Source organism: bacterium (genome assembly GCA_035691305.1).
Lineage (GTDB): Bacteria > Sysuimicrobiota > Sysuimicrobiia > Sysuimicrobiales > Segetimicrobiaceae > DASSJF01.
This window is the reverse complement of record DASSJF010000077.1, coordinates 36,887-49,447: the sequence shown is the minus strand read 5'-3', so window position 1 is coordinate 49,447 and position 12,561 is coordinate 36,887. Positions and strand designations below refer to the sequence as shown.

General features: G+C 70.2%; 16 protein-coding genes. 13 read left to right on the top strand and 3 right to left on the bottom strand.

The window, feature by feature from the left end:
• Both VFL28_14685 and VFL28_14680 read right to left on the bottom strand, forming a co-directional pair.
• Positions 1-1,728 (bottom strand): methylmalonyl-CoA mutase family protein, encoded by a 1,728-nt coding sequence (locus VFL28_14685; GenBank protein ID HET7265909.1) that lies wholly within the window; start codon positions 1,726-1,728, stop codon positions 1-3.
• A 36-nt stretch (positions 1,729-1,764) separates the two neighbouring features.
• A complete protein-coding gene (locus VFL28_14680; GenBank protein ID HET7265908.1) occupies positions 1,765-1,962 on the bottom strand; it encodes a hypothetical protein in 198 nt (65 codons plus the stop codon).
• 53 nt (positions 1,963-2,015) lie between these two features.
• On the opposite strand from VFL28_14680, the gene VFL28_14675 reads away from it, so the two are divergent.
• Positions 2,016-2,528, top strand: a complete 513-nt coding sequence (locus VFL28_14675; protein HET7265907.1) for an intradiol ring-cleavage dioxygenase — start codon at positions 2,016-2,018, stop codon at positions 2,526-2,528.
• A gap of 13 nt (positions 2,529-2,541) precedes the next feature.
• Positions 2,542-3,255, top strand: coding sequence for an AroM family protein (locus tag VFL28_14670; protein ID HET7265906.1), 714 nt, complete (start codon positions 2,542-2,544; stop codon positions 3,253-3,255).
• A gap of 35 nt (positions 3,256-3,290) precedes the next feature.
• On the opposite strand, the gene VFL28_14665 is transcribed toward VFL28_14670, so the two are convergent.
• Positions 3,291-4,178: an NAD(P)-dependent oxidoreductase gene (locus VFL28_14665; GenBank protein HET7265905.1), complete on the bottom strand. Its 888-nt coding sequence runs from the start codon at positions 4,176-4,178 to the stop codon at positions 3,291-3,293.
• Between the two features lie 483 nt (positions 4,179-4,661).
• Between VFL28_14665 and proC the strand changes: the two genes are divergently transcribed.
• The 11 genes from proC to VFL28_14610 all read left to right on the top strand — a co-directional run bounded on the left by proC (position 4,662) and on the right by VFL28_14610 (position 12,540).
• Positions 4,662-5,495, top strand: coding sequence for a pyrroline-5-carboxylate reductase (gene proC / locus VFL28_14660; GenBank protein HET7265904.1), 834 nt, complete (start codon positions 4,662-4,664; stop codon positions 5,493-5,495).
• A gap of 233 nt (positions 5,496-5,728) precedes the next feature.
• On the top strand, positions 5,729-6,205 hold the full coding sequence (locus VFL28_14655; GenBank protein ID HET7265903.1) for a thioesterase family protein: 477 nt from the start codon (positions 5,729-5,731) through the stop codon (positions 6,203-6,205).
• Positions 6,206-6,248: 43 nt separating this feature from the next.
• Positions 6,249-7,493 carry a S1 RNA-binding domain-containing protein gene (locus VFL28_14650; GenBank protein ID HET7265902.1) on the top strand — a complete coding sequence of 415 codons (1,245 nt, stop codon included), beginning with the start codon at positions 6,249-6,251 and terminating at the stop codon, positions 7,491-7,493.
• A 129-nt stretch (positions 7,494-7,622) separates the two neighbouring features.
• Positions 7,623-8,390 carry an enoyl-CoA hydratase/isomerase family protein gene (locus VFL28_14645; protein HET7265901.1) on the top strand — a complete coding sequence of 256 codons (768 nt, stop codon included), beginning with the start codon at positions 7,623-7,625 and terminating at the stop codon, positions 8,388-8,390.
• A gap of 84 nt (positions 8,391-8,474) precedes the next feature.
• Complete coding sequence (locus VFL28_14640) at positions 8,475-8,666, top strand: hypothetical protein (protein ID HET7265900.1); 192 nt, start codon at positions 8,475-8,477, stop codon at positions 8,664-8,666.
• Positions 8,667-8,936 (top strand): OsmC family protein, encoded by a 270-nt coding sequence (locus VFL28_14635; GenBank protein ID HET7265899.1) that lies wholly within the window; start codon positions 8,667-8,669, stop codon positions 8,934-8,936.
• Positions 8,937-9,049: 113 nt separating this feature from the next.
• A complete protein-coding gene (locus tag VFL28_14630) occupies positions 9,050-9,289 on the top strand; it encodes an FmdB family zinc ribbon protein (GenBank protein HET7265898.1) in 240 nt (79 codons plus the stop codon).
• 108 nt (positions 9,290-9,397) lie between these two features.
• Positions 9,398-10,750, top strand: coding sequence for a flagellar biosynthesis protein FlgA (locus tag VFL28_14625; GenBank protein ID HET7265897.1), 1,353 nt, complete (start codon positions 9,398-9,400; stop codon positions 10,748-10,750).
• Positions 10,747-11,322, top strand: coding sequence for a TMEM175 family protein (locus VFL28_14620; GenBank protein ID HET7265896.1), 576 nt, complete (start codon positions 10,747-10,749; stop codon positions 11,320-11,322). The genes VFL28_14625 and VFL28_14620 overlap by 4 nt, the downstream gene beginning before the upstream one ends.
• A 69-nt stretch (positions 11,323-11,391) precedes the next feature.
• Complete coding sequence (locus VFL28_14615; protein ID HET7265895.1) at positions 11,392-11,904, top strand: thiamine pyrophosphate-binding protein; 513 nt, start codon at positions 11,392-11,394, stop codon at positions 11,902-11,904.
• Positions 11,905-11,913: 9 nt separating this feature from the next.
• Entirely contained in the window at positions 11,914-12,540 is a 627-nt protein-coding gene (locus VFL28_14610) for a thiamine pyrophosphate-dependent enzyme (GenBank protein HET7265894.1), read from the top strand.
• Positions 12,541-12,561: the final 21 nt, after the last annotated feature.

The following is a 12,561-nucleotide window of genomic DNA, read 5'->3' as shown; positions in this document are numbered from 1 at the left end:
TCAGAACACCGGTTGCTCGACGTAGGCGCCGAAGACGTCGCGCAGCGCCCGCACGATCTCCCCGAGCGTCGCGCGGGCCCGCACGGCCTCGATCGTCGGTGGGATGAGGTTGCCGTCGCCGCGCGCGGTTCCGGCGAGCGCGGTGAGGCATCGCGCGACCTCCCGCTCGTCGCGCCGCCGCTTCACCTCGGCCAGGCGCCCACGCTGCCGCGCTTCGACGTCCGGGTCGACCTCGTGCAGCGCGATCGGCACGTCGCCGCCGGACGGGTCGACGTACTTGTTGACGCCGACCACCGTCAGCTCGCCGCGTTCCTTCTGCCGGTGATAGCGGTAGGCGGCCTCGGCGATCTCCGTCTGAAAGAAGTTCTGCTCGGCCGCGGCGACCGCCCCGCCCAGCTCGTCGATCCGGCGCAGGTAGGTCCAGATCTCCGCTTCGACCTGGTCCGTCAGCGCCTCGACGAAGTATCCGCCGCCGAGCGGATCGATCGTGTTCGCCACGCGCGTCTCGTCGAGGATGATTTGCTGTGTCCGCAGCGCGACTTTCATCGCGAGCTCGGACGGAATCGCCAGCGCCTCGTCCATGCCGTTCGCGTGCAGGCTCTGCGCGCCGCCGAGCACCGCGGAGAGCGCCTGCAGCGACGTCCGCGCGATGTTGTTGATCGGTTCGCGGGCCGTCAGGCTGGACCCCGCGGTCTGGCAGTGGAACCGCAGGCGCATCGACTCCGGCCGGCGCGCGCCGAACCGGTCGCGCATGATCTTCGCCCACACGCGGCGCGCCGCGCGGAACTTCGCGATCTCCTCGAAGAAATCGCGCTCGGCGATGAAGTAGAAGGCGAGCCGCGGCGCGAAGGCGTCGACCGCGAGGCCGGTCCGCCGGACCGCTTCCACGTACGCGATGCCGTTGGCGAGCGTGAACGCCGCCTCCTGAACCGCGGTCGCGCCGGCCTCCCGGATGTGGTAGCCGCTGATGTTGATCGGGTTGTAGCGGGGCAGGTGCGCGACGCTGTGGACGATGAGGTCGCGCACGATCCGCATCCCCGCGGGAATCGGGTAGATCCATTCCTTCTGCGCGATGTACTCCTTCAGGATGTCGGCCTGCACGGTGCCGGAGAGCGATCCGGGCGGCACCCCGAGCCGCTCCGCGAGCGCCATGTACATTGAGAAGAGGATCCACGCGGTCGGGTTGATCGTCATCGAGACGCTGATCGCGCCGATGTCGATCCCGTCGAGGATGTCGGCCAGGTCGTCGATCGTGTCCACGGCGACGCCTTCGCGCCCGACCTCGCCGCGGGCGCGCGGATCGTCCGAGTCGTAGCCCATGAGGGTCGGCATGTCGAAGTCGACCGAGATGCCGGTCTGGCCCTGGGCGATCAGGTACTTGAGGCGGGCGTTGGTGTCGCGGCCGGTCCCGTAGCCGGCGATCTGCCGCATCGTCCACGGCCGCGACCGGTACATGGTGGGGTAGGGGCCCCTGGTGTACGGATAGCGCCCGGGAAAGCCCAACTCCTCGAGGTAGTCGAGGTGCGCGGTGTCCGCAGGGCCGTACAACCGCTTGACCGGCAGGCCGGACAGCGTCTCGAACTGGGCGCGGCGCTCGGGCGCGCGCTCAGTCGCGTCCCGTACGTCACGCGCCTCCCACTCGGCGTGGGCATCCGTGACGGCCGGGGCCGAGTCGGGCGCCTGGTCCGGCGTGTCGATCGGGGTCGTCGGTTTCCGGGTCGTCGCCATGGCGGCGTGCCTCCGGGGTGCCGTTACGGTGTCCTGTTACCACACGAACGGGATCAGCGCCTTCGTGCGGGCGTACCCGCCGACCGGCAACACGGCCGCGATGCGCTGTCGAGTGCGATCCGCCGTGTGAACGCCGGGCTTGCTCAGGAAGTAGCCGGGGAGCCAGACGAAGAACAGGACGACCCAGGACCAGCAGGCCGTCGTGGTGTAGATGCTTCGCACAGTCGAGATCATACCGTGACGCCGCCGCGGAGACGCCGGGGATCGCGGATCGTGAGGTGAGCCGCATGACTTTCAAAGCCGGCCGGCCCGGCCGTAGAAACGCGGCCGGACGAATTGCCGCCGCCGCATTCGCAGCCGTGGTCGCCATCGTGATGCTGGGCGCGTCGAGCCCGCCCGCGGGGGCGGCCGCGCCGAAATGTCCGATCACGCCGAACGGCTACATGGACCCCAACTACACACCGAACCCGCCCGTGCGCTCCCGCGTCGGCGGCGGGGGCTTCGTGCTCACCGGCATCGTGCGCTCCGGCATCGACTGCGCGCCGCTCACGCGCGTGCGCGTGGAGATCTGGCACGCCGGACCGAACGGCTCCTACGACTCCGTGCACCGCGGCACGGTGGTCACCGACGCGAACGGACGGTTCCGGTTCGAGACGGACTTTCCGGGCTCCGGCTTCGGCCAGCCGCACATCCACATCCGGGTGGCCGTCGGCGGGTTCAAGACGACCGCGACCGCGTTTCTGCCGAAGCCCGGCTCGAAGTCGGGTGAAATCGAAATCGTGCTGGAGCCGGAAGTCTAGGCCGGAGGATGCCGTGACGCGCGCCGTGGGCTTTGTCACAATCGGGCAGTCGCCTCGCGTGGATATTATGGAAGAGTTCGAGCGGGCCTTGCCCGGGGCGACGCTGGTGCAGCGGGGTGCGCTCGACGATCTGACCGATATCGAGGTCGCGGCGCTGGCCCCGTCGGACGGCGATGAGGTGCTGGTGAGCCGGCTGCGGACAGGGCGCCAGGTCCGGCTCGCGCACCGGCACGTCGACGGCCGCGTCCAGGTCTGTCTCGACCGGCTTGCGGAGGAAGGCGTGCGTCTGGCGGTTCTCTTGTGCACCGGGGAGTTCCCGCGGCTCGTGTTCGGGGGCGTGCTCCTGCGTCCGCACCGCGTGCTGCCGCACGTCGTCGCGGCCGTCGCGGAAGGCCTCCCGGCGGACGCCCCGGTCCGGCTCGGCGTGATGCTTCCGGACGAAGCGCAGACGGCGCACGCGCAGACGCGGTGGGGTGCGCGCGCGGCGGTGACGGCGGTGGCCGCGTCGCCCTATGGTGATCCCCGGGCCCTCGCGGGCGCCGCCGACACCCTGAAGCAGGCGGGCGCATCGCTCGTGGTAATGGACTGCATCGGCTACACACGCCGGATGCAGCAGACCGTCGCGCGCGCGGCGGGCGTCCCGGTTGTCTTCGCAACGGGAGCGGTCGCGATGATCGTGCGGGAGTTGGCCGGCGCCGGCGCGGCGGCGCCCGCGGCGCGGCTTTAATTAGACGGCGGCCGGCCGGCGCAGACGCGGTGGCACTATCGGTCGGTCCTGCCCCCGAACTCGCCGATGACCTTGGCCAGCACCGAGTAGTCCATCTCGCCGAGCCCTTCGTTCATCGCGATCTGGTAGAGTTGCGCGGCGAGCGCTCCGCCCAGTAGCGGCATCCCGAGGGCGCGCCCGGTCTCGGTGACGATGCCCATGTCCTTGTGATAGAGGCGCGTGCGGAACCCCGGCGTGTAATTCTCGTCCAACATTCGCTGGCCGTGCAGTTCGAGCACCCGGCTCTGCGCGAAGCCGCCGAGGAGCGCGGACCGCACCTTCGCGGGATCGACCCCGGCCTTGCGGGCGAGGTGGATCGCCTCGGCGACGCCGAGGATCGTGAGCGAAAGCACGAGCTGGTTGCACGCCTTTGTGACCTGCCCCGCGCCGTTCGCCCCGATGTGGACGATGTTCTTGCCCATCACCTGAAAGACGGGTAGGGCCCGCTCGAACGTCTCCGGGTTGCCGCCGACCATGATGGAGAGGGTCGCCTCGACGGCGCCCTTTTCGCCGCCTGAGACCGGCGCGTCGAGCATCTCGACGCCCCGCGCGGCCAGCGCGTCGGCGATCTCGCGCGTCGCGACCGGCGAGACGGTGCTCATGTCGATGACCACGCTGCCGCGACGGACGCCTTCCAGCACGCCGTTCGGACCCATCACGACCTGCCGCACGTCGGGCGTGTCGGCGACCATGATGATCGTGATGTCGCTCTGTGCCGCGACGTCCTTCGGCGATGCGCCCTGCTTGGCGCCGGCCTTGACAAGATCGGCGGCCTTGGACGCCGTTCGGTTCCAGACCGTCACCGTGTGACCGGCCTTGACGAGATGTCCGGCCATCGGCTTGCCCATGATGCCCAATCCGATGAACCCAATCCGTTCGCTCACCCTGCGTCACCTCGGTCCGCCGTGCGGCGAAGATGGTCGCGGCGGCTGCCGCGCGCCTCGATTTTGTCCGGCGATCTACTTCAGGCCGGGGCCACCGCGTTTCCTCCGCTGCCGCTCGGCGGGGCCGCACGCGTGCCTTGCCTTTTTCGGCCCGGCGGTGCTATAATCGCCTGCACATACGAAGGCAGTGACGGGGACGTAGGACGTCCTGCCCGCGTGCGAGAGAGCGGCTCCTCGGGTGCAAGGGCCGCCGCGGGCTCGTCCGAACCCACCCCCCGACGCCGCGTCCGAGGTGCGGGTTCCGCTTGGCGCGGGATTCGCCGAAACGGACGCCGGGTCCGCCCGTGACAGCGATGAGTGCTTCCAACGGCGCCGTCCGGCCGCTGCCGGCGGTCCGGTGGAAGAACAAAGGTGGTACCGCGGAAGCGTCCCTTTCGCCCTTTGGCGACAGGGGCGATTTGTTTTTCCGGGGGGAACACGGCCATGAGTTGGACGGGAACGATCGGATTCATCGGCGCCGGCAACGCGGTGGACGCGATCGTGCGCGGCCTGGTTCGCGGCGGCGTCGTGCCCCCGCAGCGCTGCGTCGTGACGAACCGCAGCAACGACGCCCGCCTCGCGCGGCTGGCCCGCGAGTGGTCGGTCGTGACGACCCGGGACAAGGTGCGGCTCGTTGATCAGGCCGACGTCGTCCTCGTCGCGGTCAAGCCGTCCGCGGTGCCGGAGGTGCTGAGCGAGATCGCGGGACACGTGCAGCCGCGGCACCTCGTGATCTCGATCGCGGCCGGAATTCAGATCGAGACGATCGAGGCGGCGCTCGGCGGCGCCGCGGTCGTTCGCGCGATGCCCAATACGTCGACCGCCGTCGGCGAGTCCGCGACCGCGATCTGCGCCGGCGGCTACGCCGGCGAGGCGCACATGCGCGTGGCGCGCGCGATTTTCGAGGCGGTCGGGCGCGTCGTCGAGGTGCCGGAGCGATTTTTCGACGCCGTGACCGGCGTCTCGGGCAGCGGCCCCGCCTACGTCTACCTCCTGGCCGAGGCGATGATCGAGGCCGCCCAGCGTGAGGGCCTGGAGCGGGGAGTAGCCATCGAGTTGGTGTCGCAGACCGTGCTCGGCGCAGGCCGGATGCTGGTCGAGACCAGAGACGACCCCGCGGTGCTCCGCGCGCGCGTGACGTCTCCGGGCGGCACCACGATGGCCGCGATGGAGGTGTTCACCGAGGACGGATTCCTCGCAACCGTCGCCCGGGCGATCGCCCGGGCGACCCGCCGGGCCGCCGAACTGCGCGCTCTGCCGCCCGTCCGCGTTCGCTAACAAAGTCTCGAGCCTCCACCGGCCCCATCCGGCGGCGCGATGCCGACGCCCGCGCCGCACCCGGATGGGGCCGCGTTCTTTGTCCCGCGGGTAACGCGATCTAGAACCCGAGCGCCCGGCCGTCCGTATGACACTGGGCGGGGCTTCGGGCAGGGTCGGTCCGCCGGCGGGACGCGCCGCCGCCGCCGTCGAACAGTGGCGGTGCCGCATTCTTCCGGAGGTTCCCTGTGTTCGTGTCGGAACTCGAAATTCGAGTGCGCTACGCGGAGACCGACCAGATGCGGGTGGCTCATCACGCCGGCTACCTGGTCTGGTTCGAGGCCGGCCGCACGGAGTACATCCGGGCGTGCGGACGGTCGTACGCGCAACTCGAGGAGGACGGATGGCTCCTCGTCGTGATCGAGGCGCACTGCCGGTACCGGCAGCCGGCCCGGTACGACGATGTCCTCACCGTGCGCACGCGGCTGCGTGAGCTCGGCCCCGCGCGTCTGTCGTTCGGCTATGAGCTGGTGCGGGCAGCGGACCGGGTAGTGCTCGCGGACGGGTGGACGGAGCACGCGGCGGTCGATCGCACCGGGCGCGCGCGGCGCCTGCCGGAATCGCTGCGGCGGCTGCTCGGGGAGCGGGCAGAAGACGCGCATGCGCCGGAGGCCCCGCGGGAGGGCGGCCGAGACAGGGCAGGAGCGATGAGTGGCCCAGAGAAGCAATGACATCCCGGCCGTGGCCGGGGAAGACGGAAAGGTGGCCGTTCCAATGATCGACGACAGAACGCAGCAAACCACTGGCGACGAAGTCGACCTCGCCAGCATGCCGTCGCTCAGCGAGCGGCAGATCGTACAGGGCACCGTGGTCCGCGTGGACAGCGAAGGCGTCCTCGTGGACGTGGGCGCGAAGTCGGAAGGCTTCATTCCGCCGAAAGAGCTCTCCACGCGCGGAGACACGGTCGAGGGCGTCGCCGTCGGCGACAAGATCGACGTCTACGTGCTCAAGGTCGAGGGCGAGGAAGGCAACATCGTGCTCAGCAAGAAGCGGGCGGACATGGCCCGGGCGTGGGACCGAGTACAGGAGGCCCACCGCGCCGGCACCGTGCTGCACGCGATGGTCGTGGACAAGGTCAAGGGCGGCCTGGTGGTCGACCTGGGGCTGCGCGGATTCGTGCCCGGCAGCCATGTCGACCTCTCGGAGGCGAAGGGGCGGCAGTTCGAGGCGCTGGTCGGGCAGAGTATTCCGCTCAAGATCATCGAGGTCGACCGCGGCAAGGGCCGCGTGATTCTGTCGCACAAGACCGCCGTGGCGGAAGAGCGGACGAAGCGTCGCGGCGAGCTCCTCACGTCGCTGGAAGAGGGCGAGATTCGCGAGGGCACGGTCAGGCGGCTGACCGACTTCGGCGCGTTCGTCGATATCGGCGGCGTCGACGCGCTGCTGCCGATCAGCGAGATGTCCTGGACGTACATCAAGCATCCGTCGGAGGTCGTCCGGCGGGGCCAGCGGCTCAAGGTGGCGGTGCTCCGCGTCGACCGCGAGGCCGGGCGCATCTCGCTCGGGCTCAAGCACATCTTGCCCGATCCCTGGCAGCACCTCGGCGACGCGTACAAGTCCGGCCAGACCGTGTCCGGCAAGGTTGTACGGATCGTCGCGTCCGGCGCGTTCTTGCGCCTCGGCGAGGTGGACGCGTTCATTCCGATCTCGGAGCTTGCGGACAAGCGCGTCGGCAAGGTCGAGGACGTGCTCACCGTGGGCCAGAGCGTCGACGCGCTCATCACCGAAGTGCGTCCCGAGGAGCGTCGTATGATCGCCAGCCTGAAGCGGCTCGCGCGGGTGCGGGAGCGCCAGCAGGTCAAGGATTACATCTCGAATCAGGAGCCGTCCGGGCGCGTGACGATCGGCGACATCGCCGGGGACCTGCTGCGCCGGGCGGTGACCACACCGGAGCGCGGTGCGGAGCCGGACCAGCCGGCGGCCACGACCCCCGTGCCGCCCGATACCAAGGCAGGGTAGGTGCCGACGCCGCCGGCGCCAGACAAGCACGCCGTGCCGGCGGACCGCCTGTCGGCGGACTCGCCGGCCACGATGAAATCACACCCGGCTCCTCCCGCCCCCGTCGCGGGGGCACCATCCGTGTCCCACATGTTGTTCGAGGTGGACGGCGGCATCGCGCGCCTGACCGTCAACCGCCCCGAGGCGCGGAACGCCATGACGTGGGCGATGTACCAGCAGCTCGTCGAGATCAGCGAAGAGGTGGATCGCGACGACCGCATCCGCGTGCTCGTGGTGACCGGCGCCGGCGGCCGCGCGTTCGTCTCCGGCACAGACATCTCGCAGTTTCCCGCGTTCCGCGGCAACCCGCAGGCCGGCATCGACTACGAGGAGCGGATTGACGAGGTGACGGGGCGGCTCGAGGCGGTCGCGAAGCCGACGATCGCGTCGATCCGGGGGTTCTGCGTGGGCGGCGGGCTCGGGATCGCGATGACGTGCGACCTTCGTATCGCGTCCGAGGATTCGCGGTTCGCCGTCCCGGTCATCCGGCTCGGCAACTGCCTGTCGATGAACAACTACGCCCGGCTGGTCGCCCTCATCGGCCCGGCGCGCGCCAAGGAGATGATCTTCACGGCGCGCTTTGTCGAGGCGCGCGAGTCGCTTGCCTGGGGCCTCGTGAACGAGGTCGTGCCGCCGGAGGTCCTCGAGGCGCGCACCCGTGAGCTCGCCGAGGCGATCGCTGCGGCCCCGCCGATCACGCTACGGGCCAGCAAGGAGGCGGTGCGCCGCGTCATCAATCAGCTGCTCCCGCAGAATCGCGGCCACGATCTGATCGGCATGTGCTACAACAGCGCCGATTTCCAGGAGGGCGTCGCGGCGTTCCTGGACAAGCGCGCGCCGCGCTGGACCGGCCGCTAACCGTCCGCCGTCCGTCGCTTTATCATAGGGGTACACGACTCGGCCACCCTCGGCCCGTATCTCGTCCACGAAGGGAGGCACGCCATGAGTGTCGTCCATCTCGCGCGGGCGCGCGTCTACCAGGAGAAACGGCCCAACCGGCGCGCGTACCTCGGCAACTTTCCGGAGCCGGTCCGGTACGGCGTGAACAGCGGCATCAAGGACTTCTACAAGATGGAGCCCGAGGAAGAGCTGCCGGCGACGCTCGATCACCTGGTGGGCGCCGCGGCCGGCTGACTGACCGGCACCCTCGCGGGCGCGCTGGAGGCGCGCGGGATTCCAAGCTACCCGAACAAGCTCTGGACCGAAGCGGAGGGCACGATCGAGGCGCCGGACCGTGTCATGAAGCTCACGACGATGCGTGTGACATACCATCTCAAGATCCCGAAGGGCAAGCGGGCCGACGCTGAGCGCGCGCTCGCGGTCTTCGAGCGCGGCTGCCCGGTCGCGCAGACGCTGAAGGGCTGCGTCGAAATCTCCCACGCCTGGGAGATCACCGAGGAATGAAGACGGTGCGGGCGTCGTGTGCCTCAACGCCGGCGGCCGCGGAGGAGAACGACGGCCGGCGGACGAACCGCAGGTCGATCGGATAGCACATTCGGGAGACGGAGTGATCGCCCATGACGTACGTGTTTCGCTGCGCTTCCTGCCGCCACGAGTTCGAGATCATCGCGACGGTCGCCGAGTACGAGAATCAGGGCTTGCCCGCCTGCCCCAAGTGCGGGAAGGCCGCCGCGAAGCGTGTGTTCACGCCGGTAATGGTGATGACGGGCGCGCGCGGGTCCGACGCGGGCGACCTGCCCTCCGGCGGCGGCGGCTGCTGCGGCGGCGGAGCGTGCGGCTGCGGCCACGTGCACTAGCGGAGCCGATCGCGACGTCGTAAGAACGTGCGCGGCCGGGCCGGCGTTAGCCGGCCCGGCCGCGATGTCTACTGTCGTCCACACCCCGGAGACGCTCATGAGGCCCCCATGCTGAATGAACGCCTGGCCGCCCGCGAGCGCGACGGCCGCCCGATCCGGGTCGGCGTCGTCGGCGCCGGCCGGTTCGGAACGATGATCATCTGCCAGCTCGCGGCGATGCGGGGAATGCGCGCATCGGTCGTGGCCGACCTCGATCCGGCGAGGGCACGCACGGCGCTCGGGCACGCCGGCGTCGCGGACGATCGCATCGTCGACGCGGGGCGGGCCGACCGCGCCAACCCGGCGATCGCCCGCGGGGACTCGGTCGTCACCTCCGACGCCAAGGTGCTTGTCGAAAGCGACCTCGACGTCGTTGTGGACGCCACCGGCAGCCCCGAGGCCGCGTCCGCCACCGCCCAGGCGGCGATCCGCCGCGGCCGCCACGTCGTGATGGTCACGGTCGAGGCCGACGTGCTCGTGGGCTCGGTGCTCCGCCGTGCCGCCGACGAAGCGGGGGTGGTGTACTCCGCGGCGTACGGCGATCAGCCGGCGCTGATCTACGAGCTGTACGACTGGGCGGCCGCGCTCGGGCTGGACGTCGTGGCGGCCGGGAAAGGCACGAAGTACCTGCCCGCCTACCGGAAAGCTACGCCCGACGACATTTGGGAGCGCTACGGGATGCCCGGCCACGCGGGCGCCGGCCTGAATCCCAAGATGTACAACTCGTTCACGGACGGCACGAAGTCGGCGATCGAGATGGCGGCGGTGGCCAACATGACGGGCCTGCGGCCCGACGTCCGGGGGATGCACTTTCCCGCCGCGGGCACCGACCGGCTACCGGAGGTGCTGAAACCGCGCGAAGACGGCGGCATCCTGCATCACGCCGGCGTCGTGGAGGTGGTCAGCTCGATCGACCGCGAGGGCCGGCCCGTGCCGAACGACCTCCGCTGGGGGGTGTACGTCGTCTTCACGTCGCCGCGCCCCTACGTCCGGGGGACGTTCCGGGACTACGGCCTGGCGGTCGACGCTACGGGGAAGTACGCGTCGTTCTACCGCCCCTACCACTTGGTCGGCCTCGAACTGCCGATCAGCGCGGCCCGCGCGGTGCTGGACGGCGTGCCGACAGGCGCGCCGCGGCTTGTGCCGGTCGCCGCGGTGGTCTCGGCGGCCAAACACGCCCTGCGAGCGGGCGATGTGCTCGACGGCGAGGGCGGATCCACCGTCTACGGGCTGGCCGACGACGCCGTCGCGGCCGCGCGGGAGCGCCTGCTGCCGATCGGCCTTTCGCACGGGGCGCGGGTGGTGCGGGACGTCGCGGAGGACGGCCTCGTCCATCTCGACGACGTGGTCCTGGACACCTCCTCGGCGCTCTACCGTCTGTGGGAAGAGCAGCAGCGGCTGGTGCCGGCGCCCGGAACATGAGCAAGGGCCGGTTGGAAGCGTTCAGCGACGGCGTCTTCGCCATCATCATCACGATCATGGTGCTCGAGTTGACGCCGCCGCGCGGGCCGGACCTGACCGCGCTCGTGGTCGTGCTGCCGACGCTGGTGAGCTACGTGCTCAGCTTCACCCTGGCCGCGATCTACTGGAACAACCATCATCACCTGTTGCAGGCGGCGCAGCACGTGGACGGCCGAGTGCTCTGGGCCAACCTGCACCTGTTGTTCTGGCTGTCGCTCATCCCGTTTGCCACGGCCTGGATGGGACGCACAAACTTCGCCCCGTGGCCGGTGGCGATCTACGGGCTCGTGCAGTTCCTGGCCGGGGGCGCGTACTACCTTCTGACCCGGGCGCTCATTGCGCTGCACGGCGGTGCCTCGACGCTGGCGCGGGCCGTGGGGAGGGACGTCAAGGGCCGGATGTCTCTGGCCATCTACGCGGCCGCTCTGCTCGTGGTGTTCGTGAACGCCACGCTGGCGTTCGCGCTGTACATGGTGGTCGCGGTGCTCTGGTTTCTCCCGGATCGCCGCATCGAGAAGGCGCTGGGAAGGTAGCCGGCCCCGCGGCACGAAGCGAAACACCGACGCCGGACATCTGCCGGCGTCTTTGATCGGAGGGAGCGCATGAGCGAGTGGTCCGGCACGATGATCAAATGCCTGACGGAGCGGGGGATCGGGCTCGTCACGTACGTGCCGGACAAGGTGCTGATCCCGCTGATCGACGGCTTCCGGTCGCATCCCGGCGTCACCGCGTTCTCCGCGACGCGGGAGGAGGAGGCCGTCGGCATCGCCGCCGGCGCGTCGCTCGGGGGGACGCCGTCGGCGGTGATGATGCAGAGCAGCGGGTTCGGCAACGTCCCGAACGCCCTCGCCTCGCTCCTCGTCCCGTACCAGCTTCCGGTCGTGCTCGTCATTTCCGAGCGCGGCGTGCTCGGCGAGTTCAACGCGGTGCAGGTGCCGATCTCCCGCGTGATCCGCCCGTCGCTGGACGCGCTCGGGATTCCGCACGTCACGCTCGAGCGTGACGACGAGGTGGCGTTCCTCGTGACCCGCAGCGTTCATCAGGCGCACCGGACGCAGCAGCCCGCGGCGCTGATCCTGTCGCCGAGGCTGACCGGCGGCAAGATGGAAGGGTAGGGGCGCGGGATGGACGCCACGGGCACCGACACACGCACGAAAGCCGGCGGCAAGGTGATGAGCCGGTTCGACCTCACGAAACGGCTCGTCGGGCGCCTCACCCGCGGTGAGGCCGTCGTCGCCGGCATCGGCAACGCCAACTTCGATCTGTTCGCCGCCGGCCACCGGCCGGAGAACTTCTACATGCTCGGGAGTATGAGTCTCGCCGTGCCCATCGCTCTCGGCGTCGCGCTCGCGCAGCCCTCGCGGCGCGTCTTCGCGATCGAGGGCGATGGGTCCATGCTGATGAACCTCGGCGCGCTCGCCACCGTGGCGATGGTCGCGCCCCAGAACCTTACGGTGATCGTCTGGGACAACGGGACCTACCAGATCACCGGGGGGCAGGCGGCCGCGACCGCGGAAGCGACCGATCTCGCCGTTGTCGCGCGCGGGGCGGGCATCGTGCAGAGCGCCTGGGCGCGCGACGAGGCGGAGTTCGAGCGCCTCGTCGGCGAGGCGCTTTCGGGGCGCGGGCCGCGCTTCATCGCCGCCCTTGTGAACCAAGAGCCCGGCGCCGGCCGGCCCGAACGGGATCCGGTCTTGGTGAAGGACCGCTTCATGCGCGGCCTCGGCGCGAAACCGCCGAATCCCGCCTAGAGCGCGTTTACGTGGCCGCCG

Bases quoted from the DNA above. Each gene is read 5' to 3' on its own strand.
- VFL28_14625 (HET7265897.1), top strand. From the start codon at position 9,398: ATGCTGAATGAACGCCTGGCCGCCCGCGAGCGCGACGGCCGCCCGATC.
- VFL28_14680 (HET7265908.1), bottom strand. From the start codon at position 1,962: ATGATCTCGACTGTGCGAAGCATCTACACCACGACGGCCTGCTGGTCC.
- VFL28_14645 (HET7265901.1), top strand. From the start codon at position 7,623: ATGTTGTTCGAGGTGGACGGCGGCATCGCGCGCCTGACCGTCAACCGC.
- VFL28_14650 (HET7265902.1), top strand. From the start codon at position 6,249: ATGATCGACGACAGAACGCAGCAAACCACTGGCGACGAAGTCGACCTC.
- VFL28_14610 (HET7265894.1), top strand. From the start codon at position 11,914: ATGGACGCCACGGGCACCGACACACGCACGAAAGCCGGCGGCAAGGTG.
- VFL28_14615 (HET7265895.1), top strand. From the start codon at position 11,392: ATGAGCGAGTGGTCCGGCACGATGATCAAATGCCTGACGGAGCGGGGG.
- proC (HET7265904.1), top strand. From the start codon at position 4,662: ATGAGTTGGACGGGAACGATCGGATTCATCGGCGCCGGCAACGCGGTG.
- VFL28_14675 (HET7265907.1), top strand. From the start codon at position 2,016: ATGACTTTCAAAGCCGGCCGGCCCGGCCGTAGAAACGCGGCCGGACGA.
- VFL28_14630 (HET7265898.1), top strand. From the start codon at position 9,050: ATGACGTACGTGTTTCGCTGCGCTTCCTGCCGCCACGAGTTCGAGATC.
- VFL28_14620 (HET7265896.1), top strand. From the start codon at position 10,747: ATGAGCAAGGGCCGGTTGGAAGCGTTCAGCGACGGCGTCTTCGCCATC.
- VFL28_14640 (HET7265900.1), top strand. From the start codon at position 8,475: ATGAGTGTCGTCCATCTCGCGCGGGCGCGCGTCTACCAGGAGAAACGG.
- VFL28_14685 (HET7265909.1), bottom strand. From the start codon at position 1,728: ATGGCGACGACCCGGAAACCGACGACCCCGATCGACACGCCGGACCAG.